This window comes from Brachybacterium atlanticum, from assembly GCF_025669985.1.
GTDB classification, from domain to species: Bacteria; Actinomycetota; Actinomycetes; order Actinomycetales; family Dermabacteraceae; genus Brachybacterium; species Brachybacterium conglomeratum.
This window is the reverse complement of the sequence record NZ_JAKJJW010000016.1, coordinates 16,104-37,837: the sequence shown is the minus strand read 5'-3', so window position 1 is coordinate 37,837 and position 21,734 is coordinate 16,104. Positions and strand designations below refer to the sequence as shown.

General features: G+C 73.7%; 18 protein-coding genes and 1 pseudogene. 5 read left to right on the top strand and 14 right to left on the bottom strand.

The window, feature by feature from the left end; translation table 11 throughout:
- Positions 1 to 77 precede the first annotated feature (77 nt).
- Positions 78 to 1,091, bottom strand: a complete 1,014-nt coding sequence (locus L3K22_RS09600; protein ID WP_263311191.1) for a siderophore ABC transporter substrate-binding protein — start codon at positions 1,089 to 1,091, stop codon at positions 78 to 80.
- A gap of 497 nt (positions 1,092 to 1,588) precedes the next feature.
- On the opposite strand from L3K22_RS09600, the gene L3K22_RS09595 reads away from it, so the two are divergent.
- Positions 1,589 to 2,701 (top strand): hypothetical protein, encoded by a 1,113-nt coding sequence (locus tag L3K22_RS09595; RefSeq protein WP_263311190.1) that lies wholly within the window; start codon positions 1,589 to 1,591, stop codon positions 2,699 to 2,701.
- Positions 2,702 to 2,742: 41 nt separating this feature from the next.
- Here the strand turns inward: L3K22_RS09595 and L3K22_RS09590 are convergent, their stop codons facing one another.
- The 5 genes from L3K22_RS09590 to L3K22_RS09570 all read right to left on the bottom strand — a co-directional run bounded on the left by L3K22_RS09590 (position 2,743) and on the right by L3K22_RS09570 (position 6,436).
- Positions 2,743 to 3,174: a hypothetical protein gene (locus L3K22_RS09590; RefSeq protein WP_263311189.1), complete on the bottom strand. Its 432-nt coding sequence runs from the start codon at positions 3,172 to 3,174 to the stop codon at positions 2,743 to 2,745.
- A 182-nt stretch (positions 3,175 to 3,356) separates the two neighbouring features.
- Positions 3,357 to 4,163 carry a methyltransferase domain-containing protein gene (locus L3K22_RS09585; protein ID WP_263311188.1) on the bottom strand — a complete coding sequence of 269 codons (807 nt, stop codon included), beginning with the start codon at positions 4,161 to 4,163 and terminating at the stop codon, positions 3,357 to 3,359.
- Between the two features lie 60 nt (positions 4,164 to 4,223).
- Complete coding sequence (locus L3K22_RS09580) at positions 4,224 to 4,745, bottom strand: PH domain-containing protein (protein WP_263311187.1); 522 nt, start codon at positions 4,743 to 4,745, stop codon at positions 4,224 to 4,226.
- Positions 4,746 to 4,794: 49 nt separating this feature from the next.
- The gene (locus L3K22_RS09575; protein WP_263311186.1) at positions 4,795 to 5,319 is read right to left on the bottom strand and encodes a PH domain-containing protein; all 525 of its coding nucleotides are present in this window, start codon (positions 5,317 to 5,319) and stop codon (positions 4,795 to 4,797) included.
- Positions 5,320 to 5,380: 61 nt separating this feature from the next.
- Positions 5,381 to 6,436, bottom strand: a complete 1,056-nt coding sequence (locus L3K22_RS09570) for an FUSC family protein (protein ID WP_263311185.1) — start codon at positions 6,434 to 6,436, stop codon at positions 5,381 to 5,383.
- Between the two features lie 215 nt (positions 6,437 to 6,651).
- Here L3K22_RS09570 and L3K22_RS09565 point away from each other — a divergent pair, with 215 nt between their 5' ends.
- The 3 genes and pseudogenes from L3K22_RS09565 (at position 6,652) to L3K22_RS09555 (ending at position 9,685) form a co-directional block, all read left to right on the top strand.
- Positions 6,652 to 8,151: a purine-cytosine permease family protein gene (locus L3K22_RS09565; RefSeq protein WP_263311184.1), complete on the top strand. Its 1,500-nt coding sequence runs from the start codon at positions 6,652 to 6,654 to the stop codon at positions 8,149 to 8,151.
- Positions 8,148 to 8,720 carry a cysteine hydrolase family protein gene (locus tag L3K22_RS09560; protein WP_263311183.1) on the top strand — a complete coding sequence of 191 codons (573 nt, stop codon included), beginning with the start codon at positions 8,148 to 8,150 and terminating at the stop codon, positions 8,718 to 8,720. The genes L3K22_RS09565 and L3K22_RS09560 overlap by 4 nt, the downstream gene beginning before the upstream one ends.
- 147 nt (positions 8,721 to 8,867) lie before the next feature.
- Positions 8,868 to 9,685 (top strand): annotated as a pseudogene (locus tag L3K22_RS09555) (SDR family oxidoreductase).
- 193 nt (positions 9,686 to 9,878) lie between these two features.
- Here the strand turns inward: L3K22_RS09555 and L3K22_RS09550 are convergent.
- From L3K22_RS09550 to L3K22_RS09515, 8 genes are all read right to left on the bottom strand, one after another.
- Positions 9,879 to 11,117, bottom strand: coding sequence for a M4 family metallopeptidase (locus L3K22_RS09550; protein ID WP_263311182.1), 1,239 nt, complete (start codon positions 11,115 to 11,117; stop codon positions 9,879 to 9,881).
- 244 nt (positions 11,118 to 11,361) lie between these two features.
- Positions 11,362 to 12,348, bottom strand: a complete 987-nt coding sequence (locus L3K22_RS09545) for a TerC family protein (protein WP_263311181.1) — start codon at positions 12,346 to 12,348, stop codon at positions 11,362 to 11,364.
- A 149-nt stretch (positions 12,349 to 12,497) separates the two neighbouring features.
- Complete coding sequence (gene hutH, locus L3K22_RS09540) at positions 12,498 to 14,057, bottom strand: histidine ammonia-lyase (RefSeq protein WP_263311180.1); 1,560 nt, start codon at positions 14,055 to 14,057, stop codon at positions 12,498 to 12,500.
- A 94-nt stretch (positions 14,058 to 14,151) separates the two neighbouring features.
- Positions 14,152 to 15,561, bottom strand: coding sequence for a YjiH family protein (locus tag L3K22_RS09535; RefSeq protein WP_263311179.1), 1,410 nt, complete (start codon positions 15,559 to 15,561; stop codon positions 14,152 to 14,154).
- Positions 15,562 to 15,605: 44 nt separating this feature from the next.
- The gene (gene hutI / locus L3K22_RS09530; RefSeq protein WP_263311178.1) at positions 15,606 to 16,883 is read right to left on the bottom strand and encodes an imidazolonepropionase; all 1,278 of its coding nucleotides are present in this window, start codon (positions 16,881 to 16,883) and stop codon (positions 15,606 to 15,608) included.
- An 11-nt stretch (positions 16,884 to 16,894) separates the two neighbouring features.
- Positions 16,895 to 18,577 carry a urocanate hydratase gene (gene hutU / locus L3K22_RS09525; protein WP_263311177.1) on the bottom strand — a complete coding sequence of 561 codons (1,683 nt, stop codon included), beginning with the start codon at positions 18,575 to 18,577 and terminating at the stop codon, positions 16,895 to 16,897.
- Positions 18,578 to 18,759: 182 nt separating this feature from the next.
- Positions 18,760 to 19,560 carry an IclR family transcriptional regulator gene (locus L3K22_RS09520; protein ID WP_263311176.1) on the bottom strand — a complete coding sequence of 267 codons (801 nt, stop codon included), beginning with the start codon at positions 19,558 to 19,560 and terminating at the stop codon, positions 18,760 to 18,762.
- Between the two features lie 76 nt (positions 19,561 to 19,636).
- Positions 19,637 to 20,515, bottom strand: coding sequence for a formate/nitrite transporter family protein (locus L3K22_RS09515; RefSeq protein ID WP_263311175.1), 879 nt, complete (start codon positions 20,513 to 20,515; stop codon positions 19,637 to 19,639).
- Between the two features lie 87 nt (positions 20,516 to 20,602).
- Here L3K22_RS09515 and hutG point away from each other — a divergent pair, with 87 nt between their 5' ends.
- On the top strand, positions 20,603 to 21,631 hold the full coding sequence (gene hutG, locus L3K22_RS09510) for a formimidoylglutamase (protein WP_263311174.1): 1,029 nt from the start codon (positions 20,603 to 20,605) through the stop codon (positions 21,629 to 21,631).
- The last annotated feature ends 103 nt before the right edge of the window (positions 21,632 to 21,734 follow it).

The following is a 21,734-nucleotide window of genomic DNA, read 5'->3' as shown; positions in this document are numbered from 1 at the left end:
TCCGACGACGCGACGCACGGCGGGCGGGGCGCGCAGGCCCTGCCCGCCGTGCGGCGGTCAGCGGTGACGGACGTGGCTCAGGCCTTGCCCTCGAGCGCATCGGCGAAGGTGGTGAAGAACTCCGTGTAGGTCTGGATCGACTCGTTGGTGTAGGTGTCCGCGGGCATGTAGACGACATTGCCCTCGGCCACGGCGGTCACGCCGGCGAGCGCCTCGGAGGAGTCCAGCAGCTCGTTCGCGGGCGTGTACTCGGGGTCGTCGGCGGAGACGGCCGCGTCGCGGTCCATCACCAGGATCCAGTCGGGGTTGGAGTCGGCGATCGCCTCGACGGAGATGTCGTCGCCCTCGTGGTCGTCGCTGGCGCCCTCGACCTCGAGCGCGGGCACCAGGCCGAGCGCCTCGAAGGTCCAGCCCAGCGTTCGCCCCTGTCCGGGAGCGATGTAGCCGATCTCGCCGCCGGAGGTGTTCACGGCCATGACGGTGGAGGAGCCGTCGTAGGCGCTCTTCACGCGCTCCATCGCGGCGTCGAGGTCGGTGCCGAGGGCCTCGGCCTCGGTCTGCTTCTCGAAGATCTCGCCGAGCACGGAGACCTGGCGCTTGAGCTCGTCGGCGAAGGGCTGGTCCTCGCGCGGGTCGAGCTCGAGGATCGTGGCCCCGGGCGCGTACTTCACGAAGTCGTCGTGGTACTGGGCGAAGCGCTGGCCGTTGATGATCAGGGTCGGCTCGGCGGCGACGACGGCCTCGAGGTCGGGCTCGCGGTGGTTGCCGAGGTCCACGATCGACTCGTCGTCCTTGTACCCGATGGTGGTGGGCATGAGCGCGCGGGCCGCGGCGGTGAGGGTGACGCCCCAGTCCTCGAGGGTCTCGAAGGTGCGGTTGTCCGTCGCGACCACGGAGGCCGGCGGGACCTGCACGGTCTGAGTGCCGTTGTTGTCCTCGACCTCGACGGTGCCCGCCTCGGCGCCGCCCGCGTCGGAGGCGCCGGCGCCCGTCGCGTCATCCTCCCCGGAGCCGCCGCAGGCGGTGAGGGCCAGGCCGAGGACGCCGGCGGCGGAGAAGGCGCCGAGGCTGCGGCGGGTGAAGGAGGTCATGGGAAGTCTTTCTCTCGACGGGGTCCGGAGGCGCGGCGGGGATCCGGGCCGCACCGTGACTGAGGGTAGCCTCACCTGCGCGGTTTATGCCACTCCTTGCTTGCTTTATTCATCAGGTGGACGCGTGATCGTCGCTACATGCGCTGACCTGCGGGGACTTTCGGCCCGGTGCCGATGGAAGCCGGCGAAGGCCGGCGGATGGATGACAGGGGCGGGCCGGCGTCGTCGGCAGGCGGGTGGACGACAGGTGCGGGTTGGCGGCGTCGGGCGGCGGGTCGCCGGCATCGCGGCTGCGCTGCATCCACTGGCGCTGCGCGTGCGTCGGGGCCGGTATGCGCGGTCGGCTGCGGGCTGAGCGCCTGCGGATGCAACGGCCCGGCGGGGAGCAGGGGATGGCAGTGAGCACGGGGCCGGCAGGGGGCGCGGGGACGGAGCGGCGGCCCGCTAGGGTGGTCCCGGTCGTCGGGGGGCGGCGGCCGGGGACGAGGGGACGATCCATGAACGACCACAGGGGCGGTCAGGGACCGCAGCTGCCGGACTTCTCCGCGCCCGGCGGCGGGCAGGGCGCAGACGGGTACGACGTCGGAGGGCACGACCTCAGCGCACAGGGCGCTAGCGGCCCGGGCGCCGGCGGCCCAGGCACCGGGGGCGACCGCGGCGCCTCCCTGCCGGACTTCTCCGGCGGTCCCTCGGACAGCCCCGCCGAGCCGGGCGGGTCCGGTGCCGTCGGCCCTGGCGTTCCCGTCGGCTCCGGGTCGCCCGGCGGATCGGGTGGCGGCCGCGGCCCGCTGCTCGCGCTGCTGCTCGGCGGCGGCGGATGCCTGGTGGTCATCATCGCCGTGATCGCGCTGGTGCTCTCGCAGACCGTGCTGAGCGGCGGCGGGGACGAGCCGGGCGACGGGCCGACCACGAGCGCGGCGGAGCCCTCCGGCGGGACCGACCCCTCGGACTCGCCGGATCCGTCCGATGGCGGGGGCGCCTCCGACGGCGGGGGCCCGGGCGGCGCCACGGCGCCGACCGACGAGGAGCCCGCGACCGAGGCGGAGGCGTCGGGCACCGCCTGCACCATGCACGGGGACGGGGCCGTGACCGAGCAGGTCGAGGGCGAGGTGCGCGGCGGCGGCCTCGCGTTCCCGCAGCCCGAGGGCTGGGAGGTCGGCACCGGCTGGGGCAGCCAGAGCGCCTACGTCACCGACCAGCACCACGCCGACCAGCCCGTGGAGGCGGGCTGGTACACGCTCGCCGGCGTCGGGAAGGTCGAGTTCCCCGAGGAGGAGGGCGGCTATCCCGGCGCCGAGGAGGCCGCGCGCGCGATCTTCCTGTGCGCGCTCGAGCCCGAGCAGGGCGAGGAGCTCTACGGCGACCCGGCCATGCTGCGCGACTTCCGCTCCGAGGCGACCACGGTCGACGGGCACGACGCCTGGGTGGTCTCGGCCGACGTCGCGATCTCCGATCTGGCACTGCTCCACTCGACCGATGCCTGGCGTCGCGTGGTGATCGTGGTGGACACCCCGGACGGCCCGGCGGTCTTCGACGGCGGTGCGGCGCTCGGCCACGACCAGCAGGTCGCGGATCTCGAGGCGATGGTCGAGGGGCTCACGGTCCTCTGAGCGGGTCCGCCCCGGGGCTTCTCGGCCGGCGCGGCCGGGGCTCAGGCCTTGTCGGCCTTGGGCTTCTTCACGGACTCGCCGCCGGCGACGATCAGCGCCGCGGCGATCGCGAGCAGCCAGGTGTCCTTCGCGACGGCGGTGCCCTCCTGGGTGGGGCGCACGCCGTCCTCCTCGGTCATGCCGGGGGTGCGCAGGTACATCGAGACCAGCGAGCCGGAGAAGCCGGCGAGTGCGAGGCCCGCGACCTTCGAGGGGACGAAGGGCAGCAGCAGCGAGGTGCCCACGGCGATCTCACCGTAGCTGAGGAACTTCGCGAACTGCTCGGGGGTGAGCTTGCCGAGCACCGGCACACCCTGGGCGGCCATGCCGCGCAGGTGCTCCGCGGTGCCCGCGTCCATGCCGAGCTTGCCGATGCCGGAGTTGAGGATGAACGCGCCGGGGACGGCGCGGAGGATGGCGGTGCTGAGACTCATGGTGACTCCCGGTTCAGATCGTTGTACTTTCAACCACACAGTACGCGCCCCGAGGGGTGCCTGTCGAGAGGGTACGGCGAGGACGCGTCCCACGCGATGGTCGACGGGGCCCGCGCGGACTCGGACAGCCGAGATGCGTCCACCGCTCGGCGTGCCGCGGCCGACCGACCGGCAGACCGTTCTCAGACCCGGGCGAGGATCTCGCCGTGCAGCAGGCTGAACCACCCGTCGGGATCCTCCGACCAGGCGCGGAAGGCCGCGGCGATCTCCTCCCGCTCGGCGGCGTCGGCCCAGCCCTCGCGCTCGAGCTGGTCGGCGAAGGGCGCGGAGGTGATCCGGCCCGACCAGGTGTCCGCCCAGGCCGCACGGCTCTCGGGCGTGGCGTGCAGCCAGGTGGAGCTGCCGGGGACGACGTCCGCCAGCCCTGCCTCGTGCGCCCAGGCCAGCAGGCGTCGGCCGGCGTCGGGGGTGCCGCCGTTGGCGCGGGCGGCGCGGAGGTAGAGCGCGAGCCAGCGGTCGAAGGCGGGCGTCTCCGGCCACCAGCGGAAGCCCTCGTAGTCGCTGTCCCGCACCGCGATCAGCCCGTCGGGGCGCGCGACGCGCCGCATCTCGGCGAGGACCTGCACCGGGTCGTGGACGTGCTGGAGCACCTGGTGGGCGTGGACCACGTCGAAGGAGTCGTCCTCGAACGGCAGGGCGTGCGCATCGCCGACCAGCACCCGGACCTGCTCGAGCCCCTGACGGGCGAGCTCGGCACGGGTGAGCGCCGCGGACTCCTCCGCCACCTCGAGCGCCGTGACGTTCTCCGGGCCGACGATCCGGGCGAGGTCCGCGGTGATCGTGCCCGCGCCGCTGCCCACGTCCAGCAGGCGCTGCCCGGGGCGCAGGTGCGGCAGGAGATGCGCGGCGGAGTTCACGGCGGTGCGGGCGCGGTGGCTGCCGAGCACCGCGTCGCCGTAGCCGTGGGTGTACGGGGTCGGATCGCTCATGGGCCGACGGTACGTCCACCGCGGCGGCCGGTCCTCGCCCGGTCGCCTGGCGGAACGGGCTCAGAGGGGCGGGGCGCCGCCGGCGGCGAGGTGCTGCAGCAGCTCGACGACCTCCTGGCTGCGCTGCTGCTCGGCGACCTTCATCGTCAGGTCCCTGCCGTCTCGCACATGGACGCGGAGCCGGCCGGAGAGCAGCCGCTCCTCGCGCTCGGCCCCCGTGATCGATGCGGCTGGCGCCTCCTCGAGCACGGTCCAGCCGCGCAGGCGGTCCATGACGTGAAGGACCCGCTGGTCGGTGACGATCAGCAGCGGGAAGGTGTCCGAGCGCTGGGCGCCCACCGCGACCTCGTACACCGTCTCCTCGGGGCAGAGGACCTGCTCGGGCAGGGTCAGGTCCGACGCCCGGAAGCGCAGGCCCTGGTTGCGGCGCATCGCGCGGCGGTAGGTGGCCTCCGCCCGGCTCGCGCCGGGCCGGCCGGCGACCGTCTCCGCCATCTCGGCGTCGGCGTCCTCGCCGTGCCGGGCGCGGATCTGCTCCTGCAGAGCGGCGGCGTCCCGCAGTCGATCGATTCCCTTCCCCATGCCCTCGAGACTACTGACCTCGAGCGCTGCGCACGAGGCGCGAGTCGCCTCAGAGAGGCGGCGCTCCCGCGGCGGCGAGGTGCTGCAGCAGGGCGGCGACCTCGGCGGAGCGGGTCCGCTCGTTGACCCGGAAGGAGATGTCCCGGCCCTGATGGAGCCGCACCCGGATCCGGCCCGACAGCAGACGGGTCTCGAGCTCGGCCCCGGCGATCTGGGCGGCGGGCACCTCGCGCTGGATCTTCCAGCGCCTCCAGGGCAGGTCCTTCGTCACGAGCACCCGGCGGTCGGTGACGATCAGCAGCGGGAAGGTGTCATCGCTCTGCCCTCCGACGGCGACGTCGTACACGGTCTCCTCGGGGTCGAGGATCCGCTCGGGCAGGTCGATGTCGTGCAGGCCCCCGCCGATGCCGGCATTGCGTGCCATCGCCGCACGGTAGGTCTGTGCGCTGCGCGTCGGCCCTGCCTGCGCCCACTGCTCGGCGAGGGCGTCGACGAGGTCGTCGCCGTGCTCGGCCTTCAGCTGTCGCCGCAGCTCGGCGGCCTGCTCCAGGCTCTCGCGTCGTCCTCGCACCATGGCGCCACCCTAGCGGCGTCGGCCGTGCGGGCGGCCCGTCGGCCCCTGCACGGCCCCCCGGTCAGCCCGCCGTCGCGCTCCGCCGCTCCCGTGCGTAACGGCCGAGCACCAGTGCGAGCCCGACGACCACGCCGATCGCGGTCTCCAGAACGCGGGCCTCGAGCATCGGGCCGGCGGGCTGGGGGTGGCCCAGCTGCACCATCAGCAGCGCGAGCGGCGTGATGAACAGCAGCGCGATCGAGTAGTTGCGCAGGATGAACATCTCGGCGAGGAACTGCAGCAGCACCACCCAGACCACCAGCTGCCAGGGCTCGACCGGGAAGGACAGCAGGAACGCGGTCACGCCCACGCCGAGGATCGTGCCGACGAGGCGGTGGACGCCCTTCTCGATCCGCGCCCCGTGGCCGGGCGAGGCCAGCGGTGCGACGGCCGCGACCTGGGCCCAGTACGGGAAGGGCAGCCCGGAGGCGAGACCCATCCCGCCCGCGACCAGGGCGGCGACGAAGTAGCGGGAGAATTCGGCGCCGAGCTCGGCGCGGGTGACGTCCTCGTGGTCGCGGCCCAGCACCACGTCCGGATGCCGCTCCCCCGCCCAGTGGCCCAGCAGCCCCAGCAGCACGCACAGGGCGACCACGGAGGCCGCGATCAGCCCCGCGAGCCAGAACGGAGCGGCGGGCGGCGCGGAGGCGACCGCCGCGGTCGCGAAGACGGGGAAGATCGCCCCACCCGGCTTCAGCCCGTGCGAGGTCACGAAGATCGCCGAGCCGCCGGCGACCAGCGCGCCGACGAGGATCACGATCCAGGAGGAGAGCGTCTCGGGCATCCTCGGCGCGAGCTGCGCGACGGCCGCGCCGATCGTCACGCAGACGGTGAGCATGGCGCCGGCCAGCAGCTGGCGACGGAAACGCGCCCGGGTCGGCTCGTAGCGGGAGTAGATGCCGGTGAACGCACCGAAGCCCACGTACATCGCGAACTCGATGCGGTCTGTCAGCAGCAGCACCGCCAGCGGGATCGCCAGGCCCACCGCGATGCGGAAGGCGGGGATGTGGTCGACGCGGGCGGGGGCGATGGCGAGCAGACGTCGGGCTTGCGCGAGGGGGGACGGGGTCCGGGGCACGCGGCTCCTTCCAGGAGGGGGCGCGACCGCGGTCGGGGCGCACGAGGAGGAGGCACGACCGGGGTCGTCGTCGAACGGGGACCCGGCCGGGGCGGGGCAGCGGCGGATCGCGCGCGCCGGGGCAGGGGAGGTCGGGGCAAGGCTATCCCCGCCCGTCGTCGGCCGCCGGAATGCGCGAGACATCCTGCCGGGCTGTGACGTGGGAGACTCTGCCCATGTCCACCTCCCCCACCGCGCCCGAGGGCGCCCGCACCGCGCCGCTCGTCGAGACCACGGGCATCGAGATCATCGCCGAGTCGGAGCGCACCGCCCGGCCGCGCGACCTGTTCTGGCCGTGGTTCGCCGCGAACGTGTCCGTGTTCGGGATGAGCTACGGCTCCTACCTGCTCGGCTTCGGGATCAGCTTCTGGCAGGCGACGATCGTCGCGGTCATCGGCATCGTCATCAGCTTCGCGCTGTGCGGGCTGGTCGCGATCGCGGGCAAGCGCGGCTCCGCGCCGACGATGGTGCTCTCCCGCGCCGCGTTCGGCGTGCACGGGCAGAAGGTGCCGGGCATCATCTCGTGGCTGACCTCGATCGGCTGGGAGACCTCGCTGGCGATCTCCGCGGTGCTCGCCACAGCCACGGTCTTCGAGATCCTCGGGATCGGGGCGGGCAGCGCCGCCACCGTCATCGCGGCGCTCGCGATCGCGGCTCTGATCGTCGGCGCCTCCGTGCTCGGCTATCACACGATCATGCGCCTGCAGTCGATCCTGACCTGGGCGACCGGCGCGATGACGATCGTCTTCATGGTCCTCACGATCCCCCACATCGACCTCTCCGCGGTGATGAGCGCCCCGTCGGGCCCGCCGCAGGCGATGATCGGGGCGCTGGTGATGGTGATGACCGGCTTCGGCCTGGGCTGGATCAACATCTCCGCGGACTGGTCCCGCTACCAGAAGCGCTCGGCGTCCGACGGGTCCATCATCCTGTGGAACACGGTCGGCGGCGCGGCCGCCCCGGTGGTGCTGGTGATCTTCGGCCTGCTCCTGGCCGGCTCCGACCCCGCGCTGAACACGGCGATCGAGTCCGACCCGATCGGTGCGCTGATCACGATCCTGCCGCTGTGGGCGCTGGTGCCCTTCTGGATCGTCGCGGTGCTGACCCTGGTCTCCGGCGCGGTGCTCGGCATCTACTCCTCGGGCCTGACCCTGATCAGCCTCGGCATCAGGATCCCCCGTCCGGCCGCCGCCGCGGTCGACGGCGTGATCCTCACGGCCGGCACGATCTGGGTGGCGTTCTCCGCGCAGAACTTCATCGGCCCCTTCCAGAGCTTCCTGATCACCCTCGGCGTCCCGATCGCCGCCTGGGCCGGGATCCTCATCGCCGACGTGCTCTCCCGCCGCGCCGACTACGACGAGCAGGCCCTGTTCGATCCGACAGGCCGCTACGGCTCGGTCGACTGGATCTCGGTGGGCACCATGGTCGTCGCCTCCGTGATCGGCTGGGGCCTGGTGGTGAACTCCTTCGCGGAGGCCGCGCCGTGGAACAACTGGCAGGGCTACCTGCTCGAGCCGCTGGGTCTGGGCACCTTCGTGGAGACGGCCGACGGCTCCTTCTGGGACGGGAACTGGGCGTACGCGAACGTCGGCGTGCTGTTCGCCCTGGTGTTCGGCTTCGCGGTGACCTGGTTCGCGCGCCGCTCGCGGATCCGCGCGCAGGAGCGGACGGCGTGAACGCTCCGCGCCTGCTGATCGTCGACCCGCAGCGGATTTTCGCCGATCCCGGATCGGACTGGGCCTCCCCGTTCTGGGGCGAGGCCTGGGAGCGGATCCGCGAGCTCGCCGCGCGCGTCGGCCCCGAGCGCACGCTGGTCAGCCGCTGGCTCCCGACGGCGGACCGCACCACCTCCTGGGGCGAGTACTTCCGTGCCTGGCCCTTCGCGGACGTGCCCGCCACGGATCCGCTGTACGACCTGGTCGACGGCGCGGCGGAGCTCACCGCCCATCCCACGATCGACGAGCCGACCTTCGGCAAGTGGGGGCCGCAGCTGCGCGCGAGCCTCGGCGAGGCGGCGACGGGTGCGCCGCTGCTGATCGCCGGGGTCTCGACCGACTGCTGCGTGATCGCGACCGTGCTCGCCGCCGCCGACGCGGGCGCGCACCTGACGGTGGTGACCGACGCCTGCGCCGCCTCGGACGAGGCGAACGGGGCGGCGGCCCTGCACACGATGAGCCTGTTCGGACCGCAGGTCACGCTCGCCGGCACCGCCGAGGTCCTCGCGGGCGCCGGGGAGCCGGGCTGATCGCCGGCCCCGCGACCGACTCTCCACGCAGCGGCACCGCCCTCACGCCGTGACCCGCCCGGCGGCGTGGCACCCGAGGCGCACGCGCCGAGACCGGGACAGGGAAACCGCTGGCCATGGCGAGGCCCGCCTCCGTAGTCTGCGCTCATGCACCACCGCTCCCCTGCCCTTCCCGGCACCGCCCTGCTCACCGGCGTCGGCCGACGTCGCGGGATCGGCGCCGCGATCGCGCGCGGCCTCGCCGAGGACGGCTACGACCTCGCGCTCTCCTTCCACGGCGAGTACGACCGGCGCGTGCTCGGCGAGGACGCCGACGTCGAGCTGCTGGCCGAGGAGCTGCGCGGCCTGGGCCGGCGGGTCGTGCTGCTGCCCGGCGATCTCGCCGATCCCGCCGTTCCGGAGCGTCTCGTCCACGAGGCCCGCGAGGCGCTCGGCCCGCTCGGCGCCCTGCTGATGAGCCACTGCGAGTCGGTGAACTCCTCGATCCTGGACACGACGGTGGAGAGCTTCGACCGGCACTACGCGGTCAACGTGCGGGCGAGCTGGCTGCTGCTCCGCGCCTTCGCCGAGCAGGTCCCCGTCGCGACCGACCCGCCCGGCGGCGCTGCATCCCCGAACGGAGCTGCTTCTCCGGGCGGCGCGGTGATCGCGCTGACCAGCGACCACACCGCCCACAACCTGCCCTACGGGGCGACGAAGGGCGCGCTGGATCGCCTGGTGCTGGCCGGCACCCACGAGCTCGCCGACCGCGGCATCCGCGCCAACGTGATCAACCCCGGCCCGATCGACACCGGCTGGATGGACGCGAGGTCCGTGCCGCCTGCGCGGCGCAGACGCCCGGCGGGGAGCTCGGCGCGCCGGGCACCGTCGCGGACCTGGTGCGCTTCCTGCTGTCCCCGCAGGGCGGGTGGATCCGCGGTCAGCTGCTGCTGTCCAACGGTGGCTTCGCGACGCCCGCGGTCTGAGCGCCGCCGGCGCCGCCCCCGCCCTGCACCGGCACCGCCCCGCAGCGCCAGCAGGGCAACGTCGCGTCCTGCGCCCCCGCCCCCTCTGGAACGGCCCCGCACTCCGGGCACAGCTGCCCGAGCCAGCAGGCGTCGTCCCCCGCCGCCACCTCGGTCACCGGCACGATCCGGTCCGCGGCGCGTCCCTCGTCCCTCATCCCTCCCCCTCGAGCACGCCGACCGTGCGCCACGCCTCCGCGACGGCCGCGCGCTCGGCCGAGTCCGCGCCGTGGCGGGCCTCGGCGGCGGCGAGCGTCGCGGCGGCGAAGGACGCGAAGTCCGCGTCCCGGGGCAGACCACCGCGGGTGAGCGCGTCGTACCAGAGCAGCCCCGCCCCTTCCTCGGTCCGCCCGCCGATCCCGGTCGCGGCCAGGTAGAACGCCCGGTTGGGGATGCCGGAGTTGATGTGCACCCCGCCGTTGTCGTTCTCGGCGTCGTGCGGGAGGTCGGCGTAGCGCGCCATCGAGTCCGGCTGCGGGTCCTTCCCGAGCACCGGGTCGTCATAGGCGGTGCCGGGCGCCTTCATCGAGCGCAGCGCCACTCCCTGCACGGCGTCGGTGAACAGGCCCGCGCCGATCAGCCAGTCCGCCTCCTCGGCGCTCTGGCCCCGCTGGTGCTGCGCGGTCATCGCGCCGAAGCAGTCCGCGATCGACTCGTGCAGCGCCCCGGGCTGGGCGAGGTAGATCAAGCCCGCGGTGTGCTGGACGACGCCGTGGGTGAGCTCGTGGCCGATCACGTCCACCGCGCCGGTGAACGAGGTGAAGTAGACCCCGTCGCCGTCGCCGAAGACCATCTGCTCGCCGTCCCAGTAGGCGTTGGCGAAGTCCTGGTCGTAGTGGACGCTCGCCACCAGCTCCATCCCCGCGCCGTCGAGCGAGTCGCGGCCGAACGCCCGCGCGTACAGCTCCCAGGTCGCGCCGAGCCCGTCGTAGGCCTCGTCGGCCGACGGATCACCGGTCGGGTCCGCGCCCTCGGCGCGCACGAGCCGGCCGGGCAGCGCGGTGCCGCCCGCGGCGTCGTGGATGCTGCGGCGCGGACCGAGCCCCGGCTCCGGCACGGCCGACGTCGCCGCTCCCGGAGCGGTCGACGGCGTCGTCCCCGCCGCGGCCGCGCGTCCGTCCGGTGCCGCCGGGCGGGCGGCGGAGTCCGGGCGAGGGAGCCGCTGCGTGATGTGCGGCGGCAGCATTCCCGCCGGGGCGCTCGGAGCGTCCGGCGAGGACTGCGGGCGGGTGCCCGTCGGGGCGTCCGTCCGTCCGGTCCGAGCGGCTCGCACCTCCCTGGTCGCGGCCGTGCGGGCGCCGAGGGCGAGGGTCCGTCGCGCCGCGTCCGCGCTCGGCCCCGTCGGCCCGTCGGCGATCCTGCGCAGCAGGTGCGGGGGCACGATCCCGTGCACGGGTCCCGGGACCGGGACGCGTGCCGCCGACCGCGGCAGGAGGGGCCCCGCCCCCTGCCGGGGCGGGGGCGGGAGAGGAACCTGCGGGGCCGGGCTCATGCCCCCATCCTCGCCCCGCACCCCGACGAAGGGAAGCGCCCCCGAGGTGCAGGACCTCGGGGGCGCAGTGCGGGAGCGGTGCCCAGGTGGTGCCTGAGCAGCGCCCGCCGGGCGGCGGCGCGGAGCGCGAGCCGCCCCGGCGGGATCACTTCGAGGTGATCTCCTCGCCTTCCCGCCTCCGAGCGACCACGAGCGAGGCGATGATCGCCACGCCCATCGCGACCACGATGAAGCTCAGCGAGAGCCAGATCGGCACCTCGGGGATCTTCGCGAGGGTGTCGAAGCCGGGGATGAAGCCCAGCGGCGCCTCGTGGATCGCGTGGATCAGCAGCTTCACGCCGATGAAGCCGAGGATCGCGGCGATGCCGTAGTGCAGGTAGGCCAGGCGGTCCAGCATGCCGCCGAGCAGGAAGTACAGCTGGCGCAGGCCCATCAGCGCGAAGATGTTCGCGGTGAACACCAGGAACGGGTTGCGGGTCACGCCGAAGATCGCGGGGATCGAGTCCAGCGCGAACATGACGTCGGTGATGCCGAGCGTGATGAACACCAGCAGCATCGGGGTGAACACCTTCTTGCCGTCCACGACGGTGCGGATCTTGTTGCCGTCGTACTCCTCGGAGACCGGGATGACCCGGCGCACCAGGCGCATGATCGGCGACTCCGCGTCGTCGTCCTCGTCGCCGAAGGCCTGCTTCCAGGCCGTGTACAGCAGGAACAGGCCGAAGAGGTAGAAGACGCCGACGAAGTGCTCGATGATCACGGAGCCCGCGAGGATGAACAGGCCGCGCGCGATGAGCGCGATGATGATGCCCACCATCAGCGCTTCCTGCTGGTACTTCCGCGGGACCCCGAACTTCGCCATGATCAGGATGAAGACGAAGAGGTTGTCGATGCTCAGCGAGTACTCGAGCAGCCAGCCGGTGAGGAACTCCGAGGACGGCTTCGAGCCGCCCACGAAGAAGAGCACCACCGCGAAGACGAGCGCGAGGCCGACGTAGAAGCCGATCCAGCCTGCGCACTCCTTCATCGAGGGCAGGTGGGGCCGCTTGATCACGAGCAGGAGGTCGGCGAGCAGGATCGCGCAGAGCACGACCAGCGCGACGATCTCGAAGCCGAGGTGCAGTTCTCCCATGGGACTTCTTTCAGGGGGCGCCGGAGGCAGGGATCCGGGCGGTAGGCGGGGAAAGGGCGACCGTCCCCGGCTCCCATGGGGGCCGGACGGCGTGCCTCAGGCTACCGCTCCCCCGCCTGCTGCGACCGCTCCGGCCGGGGTGAAGATCATCATCGCAGGTCGCCGACGACGCCCTCCACCGCGGCGAGCAGCGTCCCGTCGGCCAGACGCGCCTCCGCCTCGGCGATGTCGGGGGCGAGGAAGCGGTCCGGGCCGGGCCCCTCGACGCTCTCCCGCAGCACCGCGATCGCGGCGGCGCTGCCGGCCGACGGGCTCAGCGGCGCCCGCAGGTCGATCGCGCGGGCGGCGGCGAGCAGCTCGATCGCGAGGACCCGGCGGAGGTTCTCGACGGAGGTGCGGAGCTTGCGGGCGGCGTGCCAGCCCATCGAGACGTGATCCTCCTGCATGGCGGAGGAGGGGATCGAGTCCACGCTCGCCGGCACCGCCAGGCGCTTCATCTCGGAGACGAGGCCGGCCTGGGTGTACTGGGCGATCATGAAGCCGGAGTCCACGCCGGGGTCGTCCGCGAGGAAGGGCGGAAGGCCGTGGGAGCGGGACTTGTCGAGCATCCGGTCGGTGCGGCGCTCCGCGATCGAGGCGAGGTCCGCGGAGACAACGGCGAGGAAGTCCAGCACGTACGCGACCGGGGCGCCGTGGAAGTTGCCGTTGGAGGTGACGGTGCCGTCCTCGAGCACGACGGGGTTGTCGATCGCAGAGGCGAGCTCGCGCTCGGCGACGGTGCGGGCGTGCTCGATCGTGTCCCGCACGCCGCCCGCGACCTGCGGGGCGCAGCGCAGCGAGTAGGCGTCCTGCACGCGAGAGCCCTCGGCGGCGACGTCGGCGATGATCCCGGAACCCTCGAGCAGGGCGAGGATGTTCGCGGCCGACGCCTCCTGGCCCGGGTGGGGGCGCAGCGGGGCGTGCAGCTCGGGGTGGAAGACCGTGTCGCGGCCGCGCAGGGCCTGCACGGACAGGGCCGTGGTGACGTCGGCGGTGCGCACCAGCTCGTCGAGGTCGGCCAGGGCCATCAGCAGCATGCCGAGCATGCCGTCGGTGCCGTTGATCAGGGCCAGACCCTCCTTCTCCTCGAGCAGCACCGGCTCGATCTCCGCCTCGGCGAGCAGCTCGGGCACGGGCCGCTCCACGCCGTCGCGATCGCGGGCGCGCCCCTCCCCCATCAGCACGATCGCGCAGTGGGAGAGCGGGGCGAGGTCGCCGGAGCAGCCGAGCGAGCCGTACTCGTGGACGATCGGGGTGATACGGGCGTTCAGCAGCGCGAGCATCGTCTCGACCACGACGGGGCGCACGCCGGTGCGGCCGGAGGCGAGGGTGCGGGCGCGCAGCAGCATCAGGGCGCGCACCACCTCGGTCTCGACCTCGGGGCCGGCGCCCGCGGCGTGCGAGCGGATCAGGGAGCGCTGCAGGGCGTGGCGCATCGAGGGCGGGATGGACGTGTCGGCCAGCGCCCCGAAGCCGGTGGAGACGCCGTAGACGGGGGTCTCGCCCGCGGCGAGCGCGTCGATGTGGGCGCGGACGGAGGCGACCTGCTCGCTGGCGGCGGGGTCGAGCTCGACGCGGGCCCCGCGGCGGGCGACGGCGAGCACATCAGCGGCCGTGATCCCCTCGGCGCAGAGGGTGACGACGGGGGCGGAGCCGGTGCTGGTGGTCATGAGGGTCCTTTCGGGGCGCGAGCGGCGCGGGTGGGGGAGGTCGGAAGGGCGGGCAGGGTCGGGAGAGCGTCTGCGGCGCGGAGGGGCGGGCGGGCTACAGCAGCAGGTGCGCGAGCGGGGCGGTGATCAGGATCGTCAGCACCACGCGCACGAACCACAGCACCACCAGCTGGCCCACGTTCACGGGGATGCGGGTGGCCAGGACCGAGGGGACCAGCGCCGAGAAGAACACGATCTGGGAGACGGCGGTGACGCCGACGGTGAAGCGCAGCACCTCGGACTCGTGCCCGGCGACCACGGTGGCGGGCAGGAACATCTCCGCGATGCCGACGGAGACGGCCTTCCCGGCCAGCGCCGGGTCCGGCAGCTGCACGAGCCAGGCGAAGGGCACGAACAGCCAGCCCAGCAGGTCGAACACCGGGGTGTAGGTGGCCAGCAGCAGCCCGGCGAGCCCGACGGAGAGGATCGAGGGGACGATCGCGGCGGCCATCAGCACGCCGTCCTTGAAGGTGTCCCAGGTGCCGCGGATCAGGCCGGGCGCCCCGTCCAGGGCGCGCATAGCCTCGTCCCAGGCATGGCGCAGCCGGTTCCCGGTGGAGACCGGCTCCGCCTGGTGCTCCACGCCCTCGAAGGTCACGTCCGGCACGCGGCTGAGCGGCGGGATCCGCACCGTGATCGCGGTGACTGCGAAGGTCACCACCAGGGTGAGGAAGAAATACAGGGTCCAGTGGTGCATGATCTCGAGCGTGCTCGCGACGATGACCATGAAGGTCGCCGAGACGGTCGAGAAGCCGGTGGCGATGATCGCGGCCTCGCGGCCGGTGTAGCGGCCCTCGCGGTAGACCCGGTCGGTGATCAGCAGGGCCAGGGAGTAGGAGCCGACGAAGGAGGCGACGGCGTCGACCGCGGCGCGGCCGGGCGCCTTCCACAGCGGGCGCATGATCGGCTGGACCAGCACGCCGATGAACTCCATCAGCCCGTAGTTGATCAGCAGGGCGAGGAACACGGCGCCGACGGGCACGATGAGGCCGACGGGGATGCCGAGCTTCTCCCACAGGAACGGGCCGATGTCGGGGTTGCCGAGCGGTCCCGGGTAGTAGCCGAGCGCCGCGCAGACCGCGACGACCAGGCCGATCACGTTCGCGACCGCGAAGACGGTGCGCAGCGCGCCGCGGCGCCAGGAGCCGGTGACGAAGGGCCGCACGGTGCCCAGCAGCACCAGCGCCACCACCACCCACGGCACGGCCGGGCCCAGCACCCAGCGCACGAAGGTGAGGGCGTGGTCGACGAGGATCGTGGACTTCCCGCCGATCTTGACGGACACGAAGAACATCACCAGGCCGATGGCGCTGTAGACGAAGAAGCGCCAGCGGTGCGGTGGGACGGGCCGCTCGGTGCCGTCGGCGGCGGTGACGGAGCGGGCGCGCGCGGCGGCGGAGCGGTCGAAGGGCTGGTGGTCGAGGTCGCGGCGGGGGCCGCTTGCTGCGTCGGACGTCGTCATCATCGAGATCGTCCTTTCGGGAGGAGGGGCGGTGAGGCGGGGCCGGGTCAGGTGATCCGCCGGCCGCGGCGGCGCACCTGGTGGGTCAGCGGCATGCCGGGGCGGTAGGCGAGGTGGATCGCGGCAGGGGCGTCGAGCACGTGCAGGTCGGCGCGGGCGCCGATCCCGAGGTGGCCGACGTCGCTGCGGCGCAGGGCGAGGGCCCCGCCGCGGGTCGCGGCGCGCACGGCCTCGGCGAGGGAGAGGTGCATCTGCAGCACGGCGGTCGCGACGCAGAAGCTCATGGAGCTGGTGTAGCTGGTGCCGGGGTTGCAGTTCGAGGCGATCGCGAGGGCGGCGCCGGCGTCGAGCAGCTCCCGGGCCGGGGCGAGCGGGGCGCGGGTGGAGAGGTCGCAGGCGGGCAGCACGGTCGCGACCGTCGGCCCGGCGTCCACGGCGAGGAGGCCGGGGGCGTCCCCATCGGCCGTGGGCCGGGAGCCGGTCGCGGCAAGCACCTCGACTTCGCCGGGCGATAGATGGTTCAGGTGGTCAACGCTCGCGGCGCCGAGCTCGGCGGCGAGCGCGACCCCGCCGCTGCGGCCCAGCTGGTTGCCGTGGACGCGCAGGCCGAGGCCCGCTGCGGCGCCGGCGCGCAGCACCCGCTCGGACTGGGCGGGGTCGAAGGCTCCCTCCTCGCAGAACACGTCGATCCAGCGCACGTGCGGCGCGACCGCCTCGAGCATCTCCCCCGCGACGAGGTCGACGTACTCCTCGGCCCCGGGCCGGCCGTCCCGGCCGTCGTACTCGGAGGGCACCAGGTGCGCGCCGAGGAAGGTGACCTCGTCGAGCTCCCCGGCCTCGGCGAGCGCGGCGAGGAGCCGGGCGGCCCGGGCCTCGTCGGCGACGGTGAGGCCGTAGCCGGTCTTGGTCTCCAGCGTGGTGGTGCCGCCGGCGGCGGCCTCCGCGAGCCGGGCCCGGACGAGGGTGCGCAGGCGCTCGTCGGACGCCTCCCGGGTCGCCGAGGTGGTCACGCCGATGCCGCCTGCGGCATAGGCCTGCCCCGCCATCCGGGCCTCGAACTCGGCGGCGCGGTCGCCGTCGAAGACGAGGTGGGAGTGGGAGTCGACCCAGCCGGGCAGCACGGCCCGGCCGCCGAGGTCCTCGCTCTCGTCGGCCGACGGGGGCTGCGCGGCGGGGCCGGACCAGGCCACGCGGCCGTCCTCGATCACGAGAGCCGCGTCGCGCAGCACCTGCTCCTCGGTGACCTGCCCGGGGCGGGCGGGGTCGTCGAGGGCGGGGTCGAGAGTCCAGAGCTCGGAGATGCCGGTGAGCAGGGTCGAGGTCATGGCGTGCCTCCTCAGTCCCGGCGCACCGGGGTCATCGGGATGCGGACGCCGCGCTCGTGGGCGACCTGGTCGGCGCGGGAGTAGCCGGCGTCGACGTGGCGGATCACGCCCATGGCGGGGTCGTTGGTGAGCAGGCGCTCGAGCTTGCGGCGGGCGAGCTCGGTGCCGTCGGCGACGCCGACCTGGCCGGCGTGGATGGAGCGACCGATGCCGACGCCGCCGCCGTGGTGGATCGAGACCCAGGTCGCGCCGGAGCTGGTGGCGGTCAGGGCGTTCAGCAGCGGCCAGTCGGCGATCGCGTCGGAGCCGTCGAGCATCGACTCGGTCTCCCGGTAGGGGGAGGCGACGGAACCGGAGTCGAGGTGGTCGCGGCCGATGACGATCGGGGCCTTGACCTTCCCGTCGCGCACGAGGTCGTTGAACAGCATCCCGGCCTTGTGCCGCTCGCCGTAGCCGAGCCAGCAGATGCGGGCGGGCAGGCCCTCGAACTCGACGAACTCGTCGGCGGCGTCGAGCCAGCGGTGCAGGTGCTCGTTCTCGGGGAACAGCTCCTTCAGCGCCGCGTCGGTGACCTTGATGTCCTCGGGGTCGCCGGACAGCGCCACCCAGCGGAACGGGCCGAGGCCCTCGCAGAACAGCGGTCGGATGTAGGCGGGCACGAAGCCGGGGAACTCGAAGGCGCGATCGTAGCCGGCGTGGCGCGCCTCGTCGCGGATGGAGTTGCCGTAGTCGAACACCTCGGCGCCCTCGTCCTGGAACTCGACCATGGCCTGGACCTGGCGGGCCATCGCCTCGCGGGCCTTCTTGGTGAAGCCCTCCTCGTCGGCGGCGGCCTCGCGCTGCCAGTCCTCGACGGCGACCTCGGTGGGCAGGTAGCTCAGCGGGTCATGGGCGGAGGTCTGGTCGGTGACCACGTCGATCTGCAGGTCACCGGCCCGGTGCCGCTCGAGCAGGGCGGGGAAGACGTCGGCCGCGTTGCCGACGATGCCGATCGAGAGGCCGCGCTTCTCGGCCTTGGCGGCGTTCGCGCGGGCGATCGCGTCGTCGAGGTCGTCGGCGATCTCGTGGCAGTAGCGCTTGGCGACGCGGCGCTCGAGGCGCGTGCGGTCCACGTCCACGATCAGGCAGACGCCGTCGTTGAGGGTGACGGCCAACGGCTGCGCGCCGCCCATGCCGCCGCAGCCGCCGGTGAGGGTGATGGTGCCGGCCAGCGTGCCGCCGAAGCGCTTCTGTGCGACGGCCGCGAAGGTCTCGAAGGTGCCCTGGAGGATGCCCTGGGTGGCGATGTAGATCCAGGACCCGGCGGTCATCTGGCCGTACATCATCAGGCCCTCGGCCTCGAGCCGGCGGAACTCGGGCCAGGTCGCCCAGTCGCCGACGAGGTTGGAGTTCGCCAGCAGCACGCGCGGCGCCCACTCGTTGGTGCGCAGCACGCCGACGGGCTTGCCGGACTGGACCAGCAGGGTCTCGTCGTCCTCGAGGTCCTTGAGGGTGTCGACGATCGCGTCGAAGGCCTCCCAGGAGCGGGCGGCGCGGCCGGTGCCGCCGTAGACGACGAGGTCGTCGGGTCGCTCGGCGACTTCGGGGTCGAGGTTGTTCATGAGCATGCGCAGCGGCGCCTCGGTCTGCCAGGACCTGGCGGTGAGGTCGGTGCCGCGGTCGGCGCGGACAGGGCGGGCTCCGGGGAGGGACATCTTCGGCTCCTGGGTCGAGGGCGGTGCGCGGGGGCGGGACTGCCCGGGGTCCCCTCAGGACACCACCGCGTCCCGCTCGGGTCGAGAGTCGCAGAGGGAGTCCCGTCCGGCATACCGGACGTCGCGGTTCTGTTCCTCGGTCCCGGGCCGCCGTGGACCGGGATCGCTGCCGAGGCGCCCGGTCACCTGCCGGTGAGGGGAGCCCCCGTCATCTCCGCCCGCCCGCCGAGTCGGCGCGTGACCTCCTCCGCGCCGCTCCTCACGGCGGCGGCGAAGCGCTCGCGCTCGGCGGGGCCGACGCGCGCCTCGACGAAGGTGAGCGCCACGGCGGCAGCGGGCCACCCGGCGTGGTCCCGCACGACGGAGGCGACCGAGCCCATCTCGTCGCTGACCTCCCCGGACTCCCTCGCGACCCCCTCGGCGCGCACGGCCGTCAGCAGCTCCCTCAGCTCCTTCGGGGTGGCGGGGCCGGGTGCGTCGGTGCGGGCGGCGAAGTCGGCGGCGGTGCCGTAGAGGGCACGAAGCTGGGGTGCGGGCAGATGGGCGAGGATCGCGCGGCCGCTCGCCGTGAGATGGGCGGGGATCCGCACGCCGACGTCGGTGACGAGGCTCGGCCGGTTCCGGGCGCGCTCCTCGACCACGTAGAGCACGTCGCGGCCGTGCAGCACCGCGAGATGGCCGCTCTCCCCCACCGCGTCGACCATCCGCTCGACGACCCGCCGGCCGATCCGGGCCAGCGGCTCCTGACGCAGGTAGGCGCCCGAGAGCTCATGGGCCGACGGGCCCAGGCCGTACAGCCGCTCCTGCTCCAGGTGCATCACGTACCCGTGCTCGACGAGCGTCGCCAGCAGGTCGTAGGTGCGTGAGCGCGGCAGCTCCAGCTCCTCGGCGATCCGCGCGGCGGCGACGGGTGCGCGGCGCGAGGCGAGGAAGGTCAGCAGGCGCAGCGTCGCATCGGCCGCCGGGACTTTCGGGGTGGGCATGGGCGAAGCATGCCACCGACCGGCGCGTGCGTCAGGGGGCGGGGCCGGCCGCACGGCCGGCTGACGGGGTCGCCGCTCAGCGGCTCGGGGCCTGCTCGTCCGCGCTCTTCCCCTCGGCCGACCGCGCGCGCTGCGCCTCCTTCTCGGCCCGCACCAGCTCCCAGGTGCGCACGAGCCGCGGCAGGGTGATGATCACGAGACCCCCGGCGATGTTCAGCGGGATCACCCAGGCGCACCAGCCCAGCCACTGGAGATAGGTGGTCTCGGCGCCGGCGTGCATCGCCGCGAAGATCACCGCGGAGCTCAGCGCGCCGTGGAACATGCCCAGCCCCACCACCAGCAGCCCGGAGATGAGAGAGTTCGCGAGGGTCGCTATGCCGTCGCTTGAGCCCTGGCTCATCCTCGTCACCAGCGTGATTGTGAAGCCGGCGAGGATCGCGAGGGAGGCCGTCTCGAGTGTGAGGCCGGGCTCCATGTACTGCGTGGTCGACTCCAGCAGCACGTCCTCGAAGCGAGGGAACGCCGCGACGACCAGCCAGGCCAGCGCCCAGCCGCCGGCGAGGTTGGTCACCAGCGTCACGGCCCACAGCCGCAGCAGCTGCCACCAGGTGCCGTGCCCGGCCACGATGGCGTTGATCGGGACCAGGAACTCCTCGGTGAACAGCTCCGAGTGCGCCAGCCGCAGCGCGTACAGCCCCACGCCGAAGGCGAGTCCGCCCAGCAGCTTCGAGCCGGTCGCGTCCATCACCGCGAGCATCGCCAGCAGGCCCAGCCCGACGTCGATGCCGCCGAACAGCCCGGTCACCGCGAGGGCACGCCAGGTGCGGTTCAGCCGGTTCGCGCCCTCGGTGACGGTGTTCTCGAACTCCTGGACGAGGGCGTCCTCGACCGCGTGGTCGCTCGCGCCGAGACGTCGGCGCTCCTCGGTCTCGTCCTGGCGGTCGCTGCGTGCCATCGGGGCTCCTCGTCGTAGGTCCCGTGCTCCGGCACGGTGCCATGATGGAGCGAACCTACCCCTTGGAGAGCCGACGAGGAGCCCTCGATGACGACCTCTTCCACCCCCGCGTCCGTGTGGACGGGCCGGCACGACGGCGACGGCCCGGAGCACGCCCGCTGGCATCAGGCGGTGCGGGTCGTGGAGACGGGAACGGCCGACGGCGCGGCGGGTGCGCCCGGCGCCGGCTCCCCGGACCCGGCCGCGGACCATGTGGCGCTGCACGGATTCCGCTCGGACGAGGGCGTGCGGCGCAACCGCGGTCGCGTCGGCGCGGCCGACGGCCCCGCGGCCCTGCGCCGCGCGCTCGCACCGCTCGCCCTGCACGGGCCGCTCGCACACGGGGAGGTCCAGCTGCACGACCTCGGCGATGCGGAGACCGTCGGCGAGGACCTCGAGGCGGGGCAGGCCGCGGCCGCAGCGCTGACCGCGCACGGCCTGGACCGGGCCGGATCGCGCCTGACCGTGGTGCTCGGCGGCGGGCACGAGACCGCCTGGTCCTCCTATCTGGGGCTGATGGGCTCCGGCTTCGGCCCGCGGGCCGGGCAGCGCTGGGGCGTGCTGAACCTCGATGCGCACTTCGACCTGCGCAGCGAGCCGCGACCCTCCTCCGGCACGCCCTTCGCGCAGATGGCCGAGGCGGAGCACGCCGCGGGCCGGGAGCTGCGCTATGCGGTGCTCGGGATCGCGGAGCCCTCGAACACGGGGACGCTGTTCGCCCGGGCGCGGGAGCTGGGCGTCACCTGGTGGACCGACGAGCAGTGCCTCGCCGCCGGCGCCGAGGGGATCACCCGCTTCGTGGAGCAGTTCGCCGCAGAGCTCGACGTCCTCTATCTGACGATCGACCTCGACGTGCTCCCGGCCGCGGTCGCGCCGGGCGTCTCGGCGCCGGCCGCGCACGGGGTGCCGCTGCCGCTGATCGCCGCGGCCGTCCGCACTGCGGCGGGCTCCGGGAAGCTGGCACTGCTGGACGTGGTAGAGCTGAACCCGTCCCTCGACGTCGACTCCCGCACCGCCCGCACCGCCGCGCGGCTCATCGACGACGCGGTGCGCACGGTGACCGGCGCGAGCGCCTGACCTCCCTGTCCCTCGCCCGCCCCAGCTCCCCAGCTCCCCAGCACCCCAGCACCCCAGCACCCCAGCTCCCCAGCACCCCAGCACCCCAGCACCCCAGCACCCC